This window comes from Anaerobiospirillum sp. NML120511 (genome assembly GCF_023050955.1).
Lineage (GTDB): Bacteria > Pseudomonadota > Gammaproteobacteria > Enterobacterales > Succinivibrionaceae > Anaerobiospirillum.
The window spans coordinates 16,563-31,516 of the sequence record NZ_JALKIK010000019.1; the positions used below are offsets into that span (position 1 = coordinate 16,563).

Genomic DNA, 14,954 nt, shown 5'->3' on the forward strand with positions numbered 1-14,954 from the left:
CAATGGTAGAACATTATCTTTCTCTGCTCGTTAAGAGTATCTTCATCGAGAACATGGCTCTGGCCTTCTTCCTGGGTATGTGTACCTTCCTGGCTGTGTCCAAGAAAGTTACTACATCCGCAGGTCTGGGCGCCGCCGTTATCATGGTGCAGATCCTTGCTGTTCCAGTAAACAACCTTGTTAACACCTACGTCTTAAAGCCAAATGCACTGGTTGAAGGTCTCGACCTGTCATTCTTAAGCTTCATTACCTACATCGGTGTTATTGCTGCTCTGGTTCAGGTTCTGGAAATGTTCCTGGACAAGTTCGTACCATCACTTTACAGTGCCCTTGGTATCTTCCTGCCATTAATCACTGTAAACTGCGTTATCTTCGCAGGTGTTTCCTTCATGGTTCAGCGTGAGTACAACTTCGCAGAGTCTGTGGTATACGGCTTTGGTTCCGGTGCCTCATGGGCAATCGCAATCGTACTGCTGTCTGCTATCCGTGAGCGCTTAAAGTACTCCGATGCTCCAGCAGGCGTACGTGGCTTAAGCCTGGTGTTCATCACCTCCGGTCTGATGGCTATCGGCTTCATGTCCTTCTCCGGCATTTCGCTCTAAGGAGTAAGCATGTTTACAATCGTTTCAGGCGTTGTGATGTTTGTGATCCTGGTAGCTGTATTAGTTGCCCTGATCCTCATCGCCAAGCGCTTCTTAGTTAATTCTGGAGACATTACCATTGGTGTAAATGGTGATGAATCCTTAGGCTTTAAGTGCCAGGCCGGTACCAAGCTGTTAAATGACTTATCCGACAAGGGTATCTTCGTTTCCTCAGCCTGCGGCGGCCGTGGTGCCTGCGGTCAGTGTAAGGTCAAGGTCACCAAGGGTGGCGGCGACGTCTTACCTATCGAGTTCTCTCACTTCACCAAGCGTCAGATCCGTGAAGGCTGGCGTCTTGCCTGTCAGGTTACCCTCAAGGGTGACTGCGAGATCGAGCTTCCAGCTGAGATCTTCGGTGTTAAGAAGTGGGAATGTGAAGTTATCTCCAACGATAACGTAGCTACCTTCATTAAGGAGCTCCGTCTGCGTGTACCTGAGGGTGAGGAAGTTCCATTCCGCGCCGGTGGTTACATTCAGATTGAGGCCCCTGCCCACACTGTGTACTACAAGGACTTTGATATCCCTGAGCAGTACCGTGCCGACTGGGATCACTTTGGTCTGTTCGACCTGGTTTCCAAGGTTGATGAGCCATCCATCCGTGCTTACTCCATGGCCAACTATCCTGAAGAGAAGGGTCTCATTATGCTTAACGTGCGTATTGCTACCCCTCCTCTGCGTCAGCTCAAGGAAATCAAGCCAGGCATCATGTCTTCCTACATCTGGAGCCTCAAGCCTGGTGACAAGGTCACCATTTCCGGTCCATTTGGTGAGTTCTTCGCCCGTGAGACCGACAACGAGATGGTATTCATCGGTGGTGGTGCCGGTATGGCCCCAATGCGCTCCCACATCTTTGATCAGTTAAAGCGTCTTGACTCCAAGCGTCGCATTTCTTTCTGGTACGGTGCCCGTTCCTTGAAGGAAGCCTTCTACGTTGACGAGTTCGACCAGCTGGCCAAGGATCATCCAAACTTCACCTGGCACCTGGCCCTTTCCGAGCCTATGCCAGAGGATAACTGGACTGGTGCTACCGGCTTCATTCACAACGTTCTCTATGAGAACTACCTGAAGAACCACAAGGCTCCAGAGGACTGCGAGTTCTACATGTGCGGCCCTCCAATGATGACCAAGTCCTGTGTTGATATGCTCCACAGCCTCGGTGTTGAAGACGAGAACATCCTCTTCGATAACTTTGGTGCCTAAAGCATGTCACCGCGCTGCCCTGGCCTGACGGCCAGAGCAGCCATCCAAAAAAAAAGCCCCGACCTTAACAGGCCGGGGCTTTTTTATTCGCAGCATCATCACAGCACCTGCATCACCAGGTCCAACCCGCCGCCAAATCAGTCACCTCCGCCCTCCCATTACCCTGACCAGCCAGCAGCAGCGCGTCAACCTTTATCGCGCTCCCGACATAACATGGCATCCCCGCGCCCATCAGCCATCGCGCTTTGATCACAGCGCCTGGCAACCCTGCCTCCGCAGACATCGCGCTTTGCTCACATAACCAGGCACCCCAGCCCTCCGCTGACACCGCGCTTTGCCCACAGAACCAGGCACCCCGCCCACCGCTGACATCGCGCTTTGCCCATAGAACCTGGCTCCCAGCCCTCCGCTGACATAGCACTTTCCCTCAGAACCCAGCATCCCAGCGCTCAGCTGCCATAGCGTTTGCCTAACATAGCCCAGCATCCCAGTGAGTCTTCCTCATATTTATCAATAAAGCAGCTAACAACATAGCTGGTTCAAATTACGCTTGCTTTCACTGTTGCTCAGACTGCTGCTGCCAGCTGGCTCTCAGGGGCTGCTGCAGATTTAACAGGCCGGCATTGGGATATGGGGTGAGTCGTTGCTGCAACAGATGCACTCGCGTGCTGTGGCTGACGCAATGCAGCTTGTGCAACGCCAGACATAGCTGAGGTGAGTTATTCCCTGCTACAGGCTTCGTTGATTTTGGTGCTGTCTGGTGCTGACACTGTCATGCTGTGTCAGGGAGATTCAAATATGCATTTTGGCGTTTGTTAGTCGTTTTTCAGCAAAAATGAGCTGTTTTTCTGCATTTTGACCAGAAATTTAACGATTTTGGGTCATTTCGGGCATTTGTGCTCTGCAACTCACTTCATTATCAGCTGGGACTACAGTATTAGCTGCAGGCCCTTGTATATGGCTTTGCTCTTGGGCAGGTGTGTAGGGTATGCTGCAGCGCATATTATTGGGCTGCGCATATGTATGAGTTGCTGGCGAGGCAGTGCTCTTAATGCAGTCATTAAGGTAGCCGGGCAGGGAGGTTGGCAACAGGCAGTGCGGCAGGCAGTGCGGCAGGTTGTTAGTCAGACAGGCGTGCGTTCTGTCAGTTATTCAGTTAGACAGGCGGGCGGGCGGGCCGTAGTTATTCAGTTAGTCAGGCGGGCGGGCGGGCCGTAGTTATTCAGCCGAGCAGGTATTGATATTTTGCTTTCAATATGGTTATGTAAAGCATGTAGTGGTGTTTTGATGGTGCTAAGTGTTGTATGTCGCGTTTTATAAAGTGTTATGTGCGCAAGCTGGTGGATGCTGGTGACGGGGCCTGGGCAGATAGTTGTGGCGGGAAATGTGAGGCTGCCAGGTGGAAAAAACGGGGGATTTTTACCAGGAAAAAAGGTTGGTAAATCGTGATAAAAACACTGTTTCCAGGGGGATTAAGGGCGTAAAATATATGTATGGAAGAAGAGCATCAGCTCTTCGCACACACAATAGAAAAGGAGCACATTACATGTTAGCTACTTCCCTTGAGCTTGCTGGTAAGTACGATTATCTGTCTGAGAAGTTCGCCAGGAGCATTGAGTGGTTAAAGAACAACGACGCCACCAAGCTTGAAAACGGCCGTTATGACATCTGCGAGGGTGCTTTTGCTCTGGTACAGCGCTATACCACTGTTCCATTCGAGGCTATCCGCTTTGAGGCTCACAACGATTACTTCGATATCCAGTATCTGGCTCAGGGCATTGAGTCCTTTAATGTCTGCCTCCGCAAGGACTGCCAGGTAACTGAAGAAGATCCTGCCAATGACATGGTTTACCTGAGCACTCCAGAGGTTTACACCTCCGTTACCTTAAAGCCTGGTGAATTTGCTATTGTTCCTCCAGAGGAGGGCCACCAGCCTCGTATCGCCTATCAGGGCAAGCCTGTAGACGTAGTTAAGGTAGTGGTTAAGGTCGCTGTTAAATAAGCGTGTTGATCCGAAGCTTCTGAAGGCTCACAGAGCAAGGAAATGAGCCTGACGACAGCTCAGTGTGTGGAAAGAAAAAAGAGGTATGACCCCAGGGTCATACCTCTTTTTTTGCGCTTTTATCGGGGCCCGTCAGCTGTCAGTGCCCCGGCTGCCCGCAGCGCAGCCGCCGGTTGGGGCGGCGGTGCGGCTGGCGGCTGTGTGTCTGTAGAGCTGCGCTGTTGTGTGGGTGCCCTGGTAGCATGGCGCTGTTATCAGGCCAGGCCACGGCGCTGGCGGAAGTTGTAGAATCCGCCTAACATGCCGGCGTCGTTGCGCAGAGTTGCAAACTCAATGCGGGTAGCACGGAACACAATGTCACGCAGCTTCTCTTTGAGTGAGGCCTCAATGCGTGGACGCAGGTATTCGTCACGGGCCATGATACCGCCACCTAAAATAACAGCCTGAGGATTCTGTACGGATACTACATTGGTAATACCGTCGGTAAGGTGCTCGATAAGCTCGTCAATGGCCTTGATTGCGATCTCATCGCCCTGTTCGGCTTCATTGAAAATACGTATGCCATTTACCTTTGAGACATCTTCACCGCGCAGCTGCGCATAGTATTTGACCAGATGAGTGGTGGAGGCCAGTTCGTGGAGCATGCCTCCTGGAACGCGCATGTAGGCAATCTCACCTGCTGAGTTGGAGGCTCCGCTAATCAGCTTGCCATCGCAGATCATGGCGCCGCCAATGGAGGTACCGATGGTCATGCAAAATACGCTGTGGCAGCCCTTACCGGCACCAAGCCACATCTCACCCATGGCAGCGCAGTTGACGTCGTTTTCTACCTCGCATGGCAGGGAGAACTCGCGGGTGATGATTTCCTTGTAGTTAACACCTGTGTAGTCGGGTATAGCATCTGGCAGGGAGTAAACAATCTTGCCCAGTTCAGGATCAACCATACCGGCAGTGGAGATGCTGACGCCCTTTATGAGATCACCGTGGGTATCAAGAGCAGCACGGGTGATGCTCTTAACCTTTTCTACAATGCCCGGACCGCCCTTTTCTTTGGCTTCGGTAGGCATCTCACCGCGCTCCATAAGGGTTCCGTCAAGGGTGGCTACGCCATGCTTGATGGCAGTGCCGCCGATATCAATGAGCACATATAAGTCTTGCTGCATATTTATTCCCGTAAACAGCCTTGTCAGCCTCATGGTCCAGTCCGCACCACGCAAGGTCGGGCCCTGCCTGGCCGGCCATGCCAGGCATGGCTCAGTCATGCCATGCCCAGCGGGCAGGGCATGTTGGGCGGGGCACGGTTGGGAGCCGGGCCATGAGAGCAAACAAAAAAAGCAGGGACGTGGCCCTGCTTATGTAGGTTATTTTCTATGATTCGATTTTGCTGCCGTGGCAGCTGCCGGGCTCAGGCCCATTGTAGCGGCTGCCTTACGGTGTGCTGCGGGCAGATTACTTGCCGGCAGTAGCAGTTAAGTAGGTAGAGCCTTCTGGGGCTTCAAAGGTCTTGCCTGTTACAGCTGCCTGAATCTTTGATACTACGATACCAACAATCAGGGTTACAGCCATGGCGATGAAAGCGTACATCCAGAAGGAGATGCTTGGAACCTGGTACTTGCAGTAGAACACAATGCCGGTTGCAGAGAGGAAGCCGATGAAAGCGCCTAATGCAGTGGTCTTACGGGTGAAAGCACCCAGTACGAATACACCAGCCAGAGCACCCAGAGCCTGACCTAAGAATGAGTTGAATAACTCATAGGCGGACTTAACGTCCAGACGGGCCAGGTACATGGCAACGAGGATAGCGAAGATACCGATAGCCAGGGAGATGTACTGGGCAATCTTGGTCTGACGCTCGTAGTCCATGTTAGGAGTGATCTTAACCTGAATATCCATAACCCATGAGGTAGCAACAGAGTTAATACCGGTGGACAGGGTGGACTGGGAGGCAGCGTATAAGGCAGCCAGAATGATACCGGTGATACCTACTGGGAGCTCATAGGTGAGGAAGTAGGCAAACACCTTGTCCTGAGAGTTACGGAAGGTTTCGGTAATTAACTCAGGGTTCTGCTGGTAGTACAGGTATAAAGCGGTACCAACCATGTAGAAGACGGAGGCGCAGAAGATGGACAGAACACCGTTACCGATGGTCATCTTGTTGAGCTGCTTGACGTCAGTAGTGGTGGTGAAGCGCTGTACAACGTCCTGAGAGGAAACATAGGAACAGAAAGTACTTAAACCGCCACCAACGAGGGTTACCAGTACGGAGGTGCCGAGCAGATTGGTCCAGTCAACCCACTTCTCGCTGTCAGCCAGGAAGCGGCCGCCAACAGTTAAGGAGTCGGTAACATCACCAAGACCGCCATCTAACTTGTAGATGATGTAGAACAGGGTCAGGGTAATACCGCCGATCAGAATGACACCCTGAATGAAGTCGGTCCAGAGCACAGCCTTTAAGCCGCCGGTGTAGGAGTACACAATGGCGATGGCGCCCATGGCGATAATCAGAACGTCTACGCTGATGTCAGTCAGACTTGCCAGAGCTACGCAAGGCAGATACATAACGATAGACATACGGCCCAGCTGGAACAGCACGAACATAACAGCGCCCAGAACACGTAAGGCTGGGGACTGGAAACGGATTTCCAGGTAGTGGTATGCGGTGTCGATGTCGAGCTTGGCGTAAACTGGCAGGAAGAAACGGATGGTAAGAGGGATGGCAATGATCATACCGAGCTGGGCAAACCATAACATCCAGGTGCCGCCGTAGGAGTTACCGGCCAGAGCGAGGAAAGAAATAGGGGAAAGTAAGGTTGCGAAAATGGAAACGGAGGTTACCCACCAAGGCACAGATCCGTCACCCTTGAAGAATTCCTTACCTTTCATTTCCTTCTTGGAGAAGTAAATACCTGCTAACAGCACGCCTATCATATAGACGACCAGCACGGTGGTATCAATCCAAGTAAAACCGTGTAGTTCTTCAGTCATAAACAAAACCTCAAAAACTAATCTTGAAGAAGACTGGGGACCGCATGTCAGATAAGGAACGCAGCTTCAGGCGTTTGATCTGGTATCGATCCAATTGCCCTGAATGTGGGGGAGAATCACGACATCCCGTCGTTATATACGACCTCAGTCGCTTTACCGAACCTGTCTAAAATAGCCCCCTGGGGACTTGCGTCCTTGAGGGGCTAGAGTGTGTGTGGTCCGTTTTGACAGCGGTGTTGCTGCTCCGCTGCCGTATTACAGGCAAAAAAAAATGCCCGTAATGAATCCGTGGCATTGCTGCCATGGTCTCCGGGCTCAGAGCATGGGAAAAGCCCGGAGACTGCTCAGGTAAGGCAATACCGGCTGTATTGCCTGACCCGGGCGATTAAACAGATGTGAGCAAGTCTTAGAAGTACTTGTGGTAGATCTTCTTGGCTTCCTCAATCATCTCTGGGGAGTAGGCGCCCATAGGCTGACGGCAGTAGCCTGCCTCAACACCGGCTTCCTGCAGGCAGATCTTTAAGGTGCCATACAGGCCGTTGGCCAGAACATCAGAGATGAAGTCGTTGGTGACGTGCTGAACTTCCAGAGCAGTCTTGATGTCGCCCTTTCTGGCGGCCTCAAAGATCTGACGGGCACGTACGCCGTTTACGTTGAAAGTGGAACCGATAGCGCCGTCAACACCCAGAACGGTAGCAGGGAGCATCATCTCGTCGAAGCCTGCGAATAATACCTTCTCAGGGAAAGCCTTGCGGAAGCGCTCTAATAAGTAGAAGTCACCTGCGGTGAACTTGACACCGGTAATCTTCTCGTTGGCGAATAACTCCTTGAACTGATCAACAGTGATGTTAACGCCGGTTAAGAATGGGATGAAGTAAACAACCATCTGGTTGTCAACATCCTTGAGGATGGTGTTGTAGTAATCCTTGATCTCGTTGAAAGAGAACTTGTAGTAGAAAGGAGTTACGGCTGATAAGGAGTCGTAACCCAGATCGGTAACCAGCTTGGCCAGATGTACGGACTCCTTGATGTTTAAGGAACCAACCTGAGCGATTAACTGGCACTGATCCTTGGCCTCATCCTTAACGATGTTGAAGATCTTCTCTTTCTCTTCGGTGCTTAATAAGAAGTTCTCACCGGTAGAGCCACCAACGTATAAACCGTCGACCTTGTTAACGTCGATGTTGTGGCGGACCAGCTCACGGATACCCTTCTCATTGAGGTTGCCGTCCTTGTCAAAAGAGGTTAACAGAGCAGAATAAATACCACCGATCTTCTTGTAAGCCATTTGGGATGTCTCCACTTAATAAAAAAACTGGTGCGCAGTTTACGGCACGGCAGGTCTGAGTATTTTTGCGAACCTGCTCAGTGCTTTCTGCGTAAAAAGTACAGGGTTAATAAATTTGCGCGTCGGGATTTATTTACACTTGCCGGCAGCGCCAGTACTGAAATCAGACCTTTGGCAGGGCATCAATGAACCACTTGCCAATAACCTGTGGGCGGGTAATAGCTGAGCCCACAATAGCGCCGTAGGCACCTACCTCATAGGCACGGACCAGATCAGCTGGAGTATTGATACGGCCTTCGGCAAATACAGGGATCTTGCAGGTGGCAACCAGACGGGCTACCAGGCCAAGATCCGGGCCCTCAAACTTAGGGCTGTATGGGGTGTAACCGGACAGGGTGGTGGAAATGGCGTCAAAGCCAATCTTTTCTGCGTTGTGAGCTTCTTCGTCGTTGGAAATATCGGCAAGACTCAGAAGTCCGGCATCTTTGATCATCTTGACCAGGTCTTCCAGCTTCTCGTCACCTGGGCGACGGCGCATGGTAGCGTCAAGGGCAATTACTTCGCAGCCGATATCGATTAAAGCCTGAACTTCTTTGCGGGTAGGGGTGATGTAGATTTCTGAATCGTCGTAATTCTGCTTGATAAGACCAATAACTGGCAGGCCTGTTACCTTTTTGATTTCTTTGATGTCTTCAACTGACTGGCAGCGGATGGCTACGGCACCTACCTGCTTGGCTGCAAGAGCCATGCGTCCCATGATGAAGGGACTGTGGAGTGGCTCATCTGGAAGTGCCTGGCAGGAAATGATCAACTTGTTCTTAAACTGTTCAAAAAGCATCGAATTAACCTCAGCTACGTCTTAGCTGACAAGGAAAGCATGGATCACTGGCAACGTTTACATCGATGTCTGTTATTGCCAGTCAAATGCACAACTGATCCGGTTTTTTCCAGTCAGCTCTCTACAATGTCCTGCCAAAAACCATAACACACATAGGTTTTTGTCTGGCAACAGCGGATAAAAAGCTGATCACCATATTCTGCAGCCCGGCTGCGCGGCATCTGTGTGCCTTTTGTGATGAGCAGTTTTTTAGCAACTGTCAAACTCCTGCAGCCGAAGCTGCAGGAGGGTGGAGGCCGCCCCACAGGGGCAATGGCCTCCGACCATGGTTTAAGTAATTTTTCGGATGAAAATCAGCTCAACCAGGGATTAGAAGGTGTACTGAACACCAACACGGAAGCGCATCTGACGCTTGTCAGTAGCACCGTTTACACCAATATCACCGATTTCAGCATATGGATTCCACTGACCGATACGGTAGTTGAATGCTACGTTGTGCTCGTAGTTGGTGTCCTTGTTGTCAAACAGAACCTGCTTGGTGCCATTCTCATTGTCATTGAGGGCCTTCATCCAAGTGAAGTTGTAGTTAACACCCCAGTTGTCCTTGTTGTAGCCAAGCCAGGCATCAACACGGGCACGCTTCCAGTCAGGATCGCTGCCACCGGAGTTACGCAGGTAGTCGTAACGTGGGCGTACGGCAAACCACAGACCGAAGTCGGTGTTGTACTGCAGACGCAGATATGGCTTGTAGAAAGTATCAGTTGAAGTCTCAGTGATGATACCTGGAGTTACGGTGAAGTTGCCAAACTTGAAGCCCCACCATAAGCTCATCTCAACAGCGTTAGCTGCGAAGTCGCCCCACTGGCCTTCCTTATAGCTAGGGTCAGTTGGCTGCTCGAGGATGTGACCAGACTTGACTGAGGAGTCAACGTAAGCGCCAATACCGTTGTCAAAAGCGGTAATGAAGCAGATACGATCGAAGTTCTGGCCGTACTCGGTACGGTACTCGTGACGGAGGTCAACAGTAACCTTAGCGGCGTTGGCAGCGGTTACGGCAACAGCGGCTAAACCTAATCCCAGAGCGAGTTTTGATAAGCGCATTTTTTATCCTAAACGTAAGTTTTTGGTTCAATAAAATTGAATTACAGCTGGCTCAGTATTACTTCTCAGTAACAACCTTGCCGTCCTTGACAGATACGGTGATCACATCGGTAGTAGCCTTACCACCGGAGGTCTCGCCGCCGACCATGATTAACTCATCGCCGTTCTGGATGCTTACACCGTAGGCAATTGGAGTGTCCAGCTTGCCGGCAAAGGTCCAGGCACCGTCAGCATAGGTGTAGATCTCGTCGCGCCAGGTCTTGGTGCAGCCTTCGTGAGCAAAGTTCTTGCCCTTGGCGTACTTGGCAGTGGAACCTGGGAAGTTGGCACCGCCAATAACAACCAGGGTACCGTTGGAGTAACCGGAGAATGCACCTGCAACACCTTCCTGAACCTTCTCACCCTTTGCAGGAATGAGGTCTGGAGCAGGAGTGAAGCGTGCAGCGCCGTCGACAACAGAGAACTCAACAGCAGTTGCAGTTCTCAGGCCAGGCTTGCGCTCGCCGTTTACAACGAAGACGCTCTGGTCCTTAGGGTCAACAGCAACAGCTGAACCTGCAGTACCAAAGTAAGGTAAATCACCTAAATATGACCAGGCATTAGCCTGAGGGTCGTACTGTAAAACAGCCTTATTGAAGAAGTAGTCTTTTACAGGCTTGCTGATGTAGTCGGCATTGATCTTGTCAGTCAGGGCCTTGTTACCCTTCTTGGCTGCATAATCAAGATCCTTGAAGTAACCGTCAAAGATTTCCTTGTTAACAGAGCCTACTACAATAGCGTTCTTGCCATCAGCACTTACTACGGTGTGACCGGTAAGGCCGATTGGTGAGCGAGTTAAGAGCTTTGACCAGGTGTTCTTGGCAGGATCGTACTCAAATACCTCATTGGATACGGAGAGGATATCTGAGGTGATTTTGCCTACGCCACCAAATACGTAGATCTTGTTATTTAAAGCAACAGCCTGAGCCTGATCACGAGCAGCTTCAGGGAACTTGGCAATGGCTTCCCACTTAGGGCTCTTGGCCTTGGTGTCCAGCTTGTACCAGTCCTGACCGGCGGTACCTAAACCAACGTAAATAACACCATCGTTCATGGCACCGGCGCCAGACTTGAATGGAACTGGCAGATCTGGAAGAGCGGCAGCAAAAGCTGATGTGGTGGTCATTGCGCCTAAAGCTAAGGCGGCGGCTAAATGCTTAATCTTCATATGACAAAACTCCTGATAATCGCAAACTCCATGATTGCTTAAACTCTCGGCATTTCCATTCTGATGCACGTTGCTGCTTGCACCAGCCTGTCTTACGTTCTCTGTCTGGCTGAGGGATATTTGGGATAGAGGGATAGTCAGACAAAGGCCCCAAGTTGATAAGTTGGAGTTAAATTTCACTCTCAATATTAATATAAGAAAATTTTTTCACAATCTTGTACGCACAATTTTGAGATCTGCATCACGAGTTGTGCATAAAGGCTCATTTATAAGCGGTTTGTGCTTGCAAGACGCGATAATTTTGTTCAAGCCCGTCTTTATGAGCTTTAACGCCATATATAAAGGCTTTGCAGACCAATTTGGAGCAAAATTTCACAATTTCGACATGGGCTATCAGATGCAACTTTTTAGCAAAACACAAAACTGTGATCCGTTCTTATATCCATGGTTAATTCTGTATAGTTTTCCTTAAAGGAGAAACTCCATAAATAAGCCCTGTCTGCGCAAAACAGCATACATTAGCTCTTATGTCGTCTGAATCATCTTGATTAGCTGTTATCAATTTTTAAGCAAATGGTCATTATGGTGTAGTTCTCGCTCTGAAATAATCACTCCAACATCTGATAAAAAGCCTGAATATCACTCTCTTTGCTGTGCAGCAGACAGAAAAATCACCCTCACTTCAGGTGTTTTTCAGCCAGCATCACCCATAGTGAAATTTTTCTCCACCTCTTTTTCTCCGCTCCTGTCTATGCTTATACCTGCATGATGTGGTGCAGGACATTATGTTAATGGTCACGGGCATGCTGCATTTATAAGCCACTTTTCTGCTGTATTGAGCATTACCGCTATGCAGACATAAGCTCTTCTGGCGTATGGCAGATCAGAAATTGCAGACAGCCTCAGTAACAGGACTGCAGGTACAGGCATGACGTCAAAGTATCCTAATGCAGCTTGCATGTGCTGCTGTCTGGGCAAATCAGGTACAGAGAAATATATATGTATGACAGATGCTGGCCGTGGATTTCATCATCATGACTGCAGTCCGCCCTGGTACAGGCGCATATATGAGTGTAATGATGTCATATCGATCAGGATGCAGCCGACAGTATCGTGCTGACGGTCATGGCGCAGGCTTTGATGAAGCCCCCGAATGTAATGGGCAGGGTGTGATGAAGCCGCCGTAAGTCCTGTGCAGGGTGTGATGAAGCCGCCGTAAGTCCTGTGCAGGCTTTGAGGAAGCTGTTGACGGCCATGGCGCGAGTGGGAGGAGGGGGCTGACGGCCATTGCGCGAGTGGGAGGAGGGTACTGGCAGCATTTTCTGGCATGGCTGAATTCATGGCCATGCTGGGGCTGCAGTGACAGGCAGGCATGTGCTCTGTGCTTACTGAGAGCACTGAGTATTGATTGCAGGGACTGATGCGAACAAGTGTTCGCCAGGGATGAAAAAACTGGTCTGTGCAGCGCATCAGGGGCTTGGATCCAGGGTTAATGGAGCTGTTTTTGGTAAAAAAGCCCGTTATCAGGCCATTGTTGAGCCATGTTTACGTTTACATGGGCATATTGATGGCGAATTTTGCGTATTTTGCATAAAAATAAGTCTATAATTGATTAATCGTGCTTCATGCTGCTGTAGAAGTTTCAGATCCCATTGTGGCTGGACCAAAGGCGCGCGGCGCCATGCCTTATCTTTGAGGTCAGCTAAATGGGTGTGTGTTAGGGATCTGACAGTATTGATGTCTGCTGTTACAGCGATATCAGATCCGTAATACCTTGGGATAAGTATCAACAGGACAGCGGCTTTTATATATGACAGTTAACGGGATATATTACTGTCTGAACGGAAGACATGATGTAAGGACAGAATACGGGCATGGACCTGACAGGTGCTGCTGTACAGGTTTTTGAGCTTTTGCTGTCCGAATTGATGAACACCGCTGGTGATGAGGCACAGCCCTTCTTTAAATTTGCTTGACTGTACAAATCTGGCCACGGACAGGGCCATAGTTTTCATATCGGAACACAGCTTTTCTTCCAGTGAATATCTGATGCATGCTGCCTGAGCCAGGCTTCATGATGCTTGACAGGCGGCCAGGGATAATGCATCAGCAGCTGCGCATTCACCTTGTCTGTGTCACGCTTTGTGCGATTGCCAAGAGCTTATATGAATCTCCCTCCGGGCCGCCTCACCAAAGTCACTACTTACTGCACATGATTTTCATGCTGTACAGGCTGCTGCGTAACAGAGATACCAGAGCTGTCAGATGAATTTATGCAAGGTATGCCGTTTTCTGACACTGCTGTCTTGAGCAGTGACAGCGTAATCCGTATACAGATTATGCTGTTATGGCTTACAGTACATAATGAGCCCGATCAGGGGCTGGCACAGTTAAAAACGCTGAAATCAGGGCAGTAAGGCTGAGTTGAGGCCTGACTAAGGAATTAACCATGGGCAAGTTGATTATCCCTAACAATATCAAAGGAAAGATTATCAGTACCCTCAGATCAATTGAGGAGGATCTGCCTATAGCTCTTAAGCGCCTGGCCCGCTTTATTCTCTCCAGTCCTGATGAGGTCATGGTTAAGAACGTAACCGAAATTGCCTCAGCTGCAGGTGTTGGTGAGGCAACTGTTATCCGTCTGGCAAAGGTGCTCAACTATCCAGGTTTCAAGGAGTTCCAGCTCGAGCTCATTAAGGAAATTGCCGGCAAGTCCCGCAACCAGGAGCAGATTCTTGATTCCAACATTGTCGATGGCGACAGTCATGAGGTTATAGCCAAAAAGCTCAAGCTGGCTATTTCCCGCTCACTGTCAGAGAACATCATGAACCTTGATGAGAAGGTTCTTTACCCTGTTGCAGATGCTATTTTCAAGGCCCGTAAGGTATTCATTATAGGTGTGGGCAACTCCTGCCTGAGCGCACTCTTTTTCAAGAACAAGCTGTGCCGTATCGGCATTGATGCCTATGCTGAGGCCATGAGCCACTTCATGTATACCTCCCTTGCCATGCTGGGCCCTGGTGATGTGGTTATTGCCCTGTCTCAAAAGGGCGGCAGCTACGAAACCCTTAAGGCCTTTTCCATTGGTAAGAGCACCGGTGCTCTGGCTGTTGCCATTACCAATAATCCTGTTGGCAAGATTACTGAAATGGCAGACTACGTCATTTTCAATGGTAATGAAGAGGGTGCCCTGCAGGGCGACAGTGCTGCAACCATGACAGCTCAAATCCATATCTGTGAACTGCTGTACACCATGGTGGTCTCCTTCAACCGTACCAAGGCTACCAAGACCAAGCAGCTGACTTTGCAGGCATTAAGCCGCGACTTTGCCAAGCTGCGCTAATGCAGTCAGCGGCCGCCTCCGCTTAAGCCGATGCCGCCGCAGCTGTCGTCGGCAACAGCTTTATGCAGCTGAGCCGCAGGCTGTGACCTGAAAATGCAAAAACCCGCCTCCGGCGGGTTTTTGCATTTTAGTTCATGATGCGACAGAGTTGAGGTGAGCTGAATAATCACAAAAATGGTGCCTGGTACCATAGTCTGGGAGCGCTGATGGGCCTGTGTATGGGGATTTGTCCAGCCATGTGGCACTTTGGCTGTGCACGGGACTCACAAAAAATGGGCAGTTGTCTCAGCAGGGTATGATTATGCGGTAATATGTGCGTAAGTGTCTGTACTTTTTCAGTGCAGGGCAT

At 50.2% G+C, this 14,954-nt stretch carries 10 protein-coding genes; 4 read left to right on the forward strand and 6 right to left on the reverse strand.

From position 1 onward, the window contains the following. Nucleotides 1-2 precede the first annotated feature (2 nt). The 3 genes from nqrE (at nucleotide 3) to MXE39_RS06790 (ending at nucleotide 3,843) form a co-directional block, all read left to right on the forward strand. A complete protein-coding gene (nqrE, locus tag MXE39_RS06780; RefSeq protein WP_246978103.1) occupies nucleotides 3-602 on the forward strand; it encodes an NADH:ubiquinone reductase (Na(+)-transporting) subunit E in 600 nt (199 codons plus the stop codon). A gap of 9 nt (nucleotides 603-611) precedes the next feature. Further along, nucleotides 612-1,841, forward strand: coding sequence for an NADH:ubiquinone reductase (Na(+)-transporting) subunit F (gene nqrF / locus MXE39_RS06785; protein ID WP_246978104.1), 1,230 nt, complete (start codon nucleotides 612-614; stop codon nucleotides 1,839-1,841). A gap of 1,546 nt (nucleotides 1,842-3,387) precedes the next feature. Next, nucleotides 3,388-3,843: a YhcH/YjgK/YiaL family protein gene (locus MXE39_RS06790; RefSeq protein ID WP_246978105.1), complete on the forward strand. Its 456-nt coding sequence runs from the start codon at nucleotides 3,388-3,390 to the stop codon at nucleotides 3,841-3,843. Nucleotides 3,844-4,097: 254 nt separating this feature from the next. On the opposite strand, the gene MXE39_RS06795 is transcribed toward MXE39_RS06790, so the two are convergent. From MXE39_RS06795 to MXE39_RS06820, 6 genes are all read right to left on the reverse strand, one after another. Further along, a complete protein-coding gene (locus MXE39_RS06795; RefSeq protein WP_246978106.1) occupies nucleotides 4,098-5,006 on the reverse strand; it encodes an ROK family protein in 909 nt (302 codons plus the stop codon). Between the two features lie 286 nt (nucleotides 5,007-5,292). After that, entirely contained in the window at nucleotides 5,293-6,828 is a 1,536-nt protein-coding gene (locus MXE39_RS06800) for a sodium:solute symporter (RefSeq protein WP_246978107.1), read from the reverse strand. 406 nt (nucleotides 6,829-7,234) lie between these two features. Beyond that, the gene (locus tag MXE39_RS06805) at nucleotides 7,235-8,116 is read right to left on the reverse strand and encodes an N-acetylneuraminate lyase (protein ID WP_246978108.1); all 882 of its coding nucleotides are present in this window, start codon (nucleotides 8,114-8,116) and stop codon (nucleotides 7,235-7,237) included. A 163-nt stretch (nucleotides 8,117-8,279) separates the two neighbouring features. After that, nucleotides 8,280-8,954 carry an N-acetylmannosamine-6-phosphate 2-epimerase gene (locus MXE39_RS06810; RefSeq protein ID WP_246978109.1) on the reverse strand — a complete coding sequence of 225 codons (675 nt, stop codon included), beginning with the start codon at nucleotides 8,952-8,954 and terminating at the stop codon, nucleotides 8,280-8,282. A gap of 369 nt (nucleotides 8,955-9,323) precedes the next feature. After that, the gene (locus MXE39_RS06815; RefSeq protein WP_246978110.1) at nucleotides 9,324-10,055 is read right to left on the reverse strand and encodes an oligogalacturonate-specific porin KdgM family protein; all 732 of its coding nucleotides are present in this window, start codon (nucleotides 10,053-10,055) and stop codon (nucleotides 9,324-9,326) included. A 58-nt stretch (nucleotides 10,056-10,113) separates the two neighbouring features. Further along, complete coding sequence (locus MXE39_RS06820) at nucleotides 10,114-11,262, reverse strand: N-acetylneuraminate epimerase (protein WP_246978111.1); 1,149 nt, start codon at nucleotides 11,260-11,262, stop codon at nucleotides 10,114-10,116. Nucleotides 11,263-13,711: 2,449 nt separating this feature from the next. Between MXE39_RS06820 and MXE39_RS06825 the strand changes: the two genes are divergently transcribed. Beyond that, a complete protein-coding gene (locus tag MXE39_RS06825) occupies nucleotides 13,712-14,605 on the forward strand; it encodes a MurR/RpiR family transcriptional regulator (protein WP_246978112.1) in 894 nt (297 codons plus the stop codon). Nucleotides 14,606-14,954 lie beyond the last annotated feature (349 nt).

What these genes read in the sequence shown, in the direction of transcription:
- nqrE (WP_246978103.1), top strand. Translation starts at nt 3, where the DNA reads ATGGTAGAACATTATCTTTCTCTGCTCGTTAAGAGTATCTTCATCGAG.
- nqrF (WP_246978104.1), top strand. Translation starts at nt 612, where the DNA reads ATGTTTACAATCGTTTCAGGCGTTGTGATGTTTGTGATCCTGGTAGCT.
- MXE39_RS06790 (WP_246978105.1), top strand. Translation starts at nt 3,388, where the DNA reads ATGTTAGCTACTTCCCTTGAGCTTGCTGGTAAGTACGATTATCTGTCT.
- MXE39_RS06795 (WP_246978106.1), bottom strand. Translation starts at nt 5,006, where the DNA reads ATGCAGCAAGACTTATATGTGCTCATTGATATCGGCGGCACTGCCATC.
- MXE39_RS06800 (WP_246978107.1), bottom strand. Translation starts at nt 6,828, where the DNA reads ATGACTGAAGAACTACACGGTTTTACTTGGATTGATACCACCGTGCTG.
- MXE39_RS06805 (WP_246978108.1), bottom strand. Translation starts at nt 8,116, where the DNA reads ATGGCTTACAAGAAGATCGGTGGTATTTATTCTGCTCTGTTAACCTCT.
- MXE39_RS06810 (WP_246978109.1), bottom strand. Translation starts at nt 8,954, where the DNA reads ATGCTTTTTGAACAGTTTAAGAACAAGTTGATCATTTCCTGCCAGGCA.
- MXE39_RS06815 (WP_246978110.1), bottom strand. Translation starts at nt 10,055, where the DNA reads ATGCGCTTATCAAAACTCGCTCTGGGATTAGGTTTAGCCGCTGTTGCC.
- MXE39_RS06820 (WP_246978111.1), bottom strand. Translation starts at nt 11,262, where the DNA reads ATGAAGATTAAGCATTTAGCCGCCGCCTTAGCTTTAGGCGCAATGACC.
- MXE39_RS06825 (WP_246978112.1), top strand. Translation starts at nt 13,712, where the DNA reads ATGGGCAAGTTGATTATCCCTAACAATATCAAAGGAAAGATTATCAGT.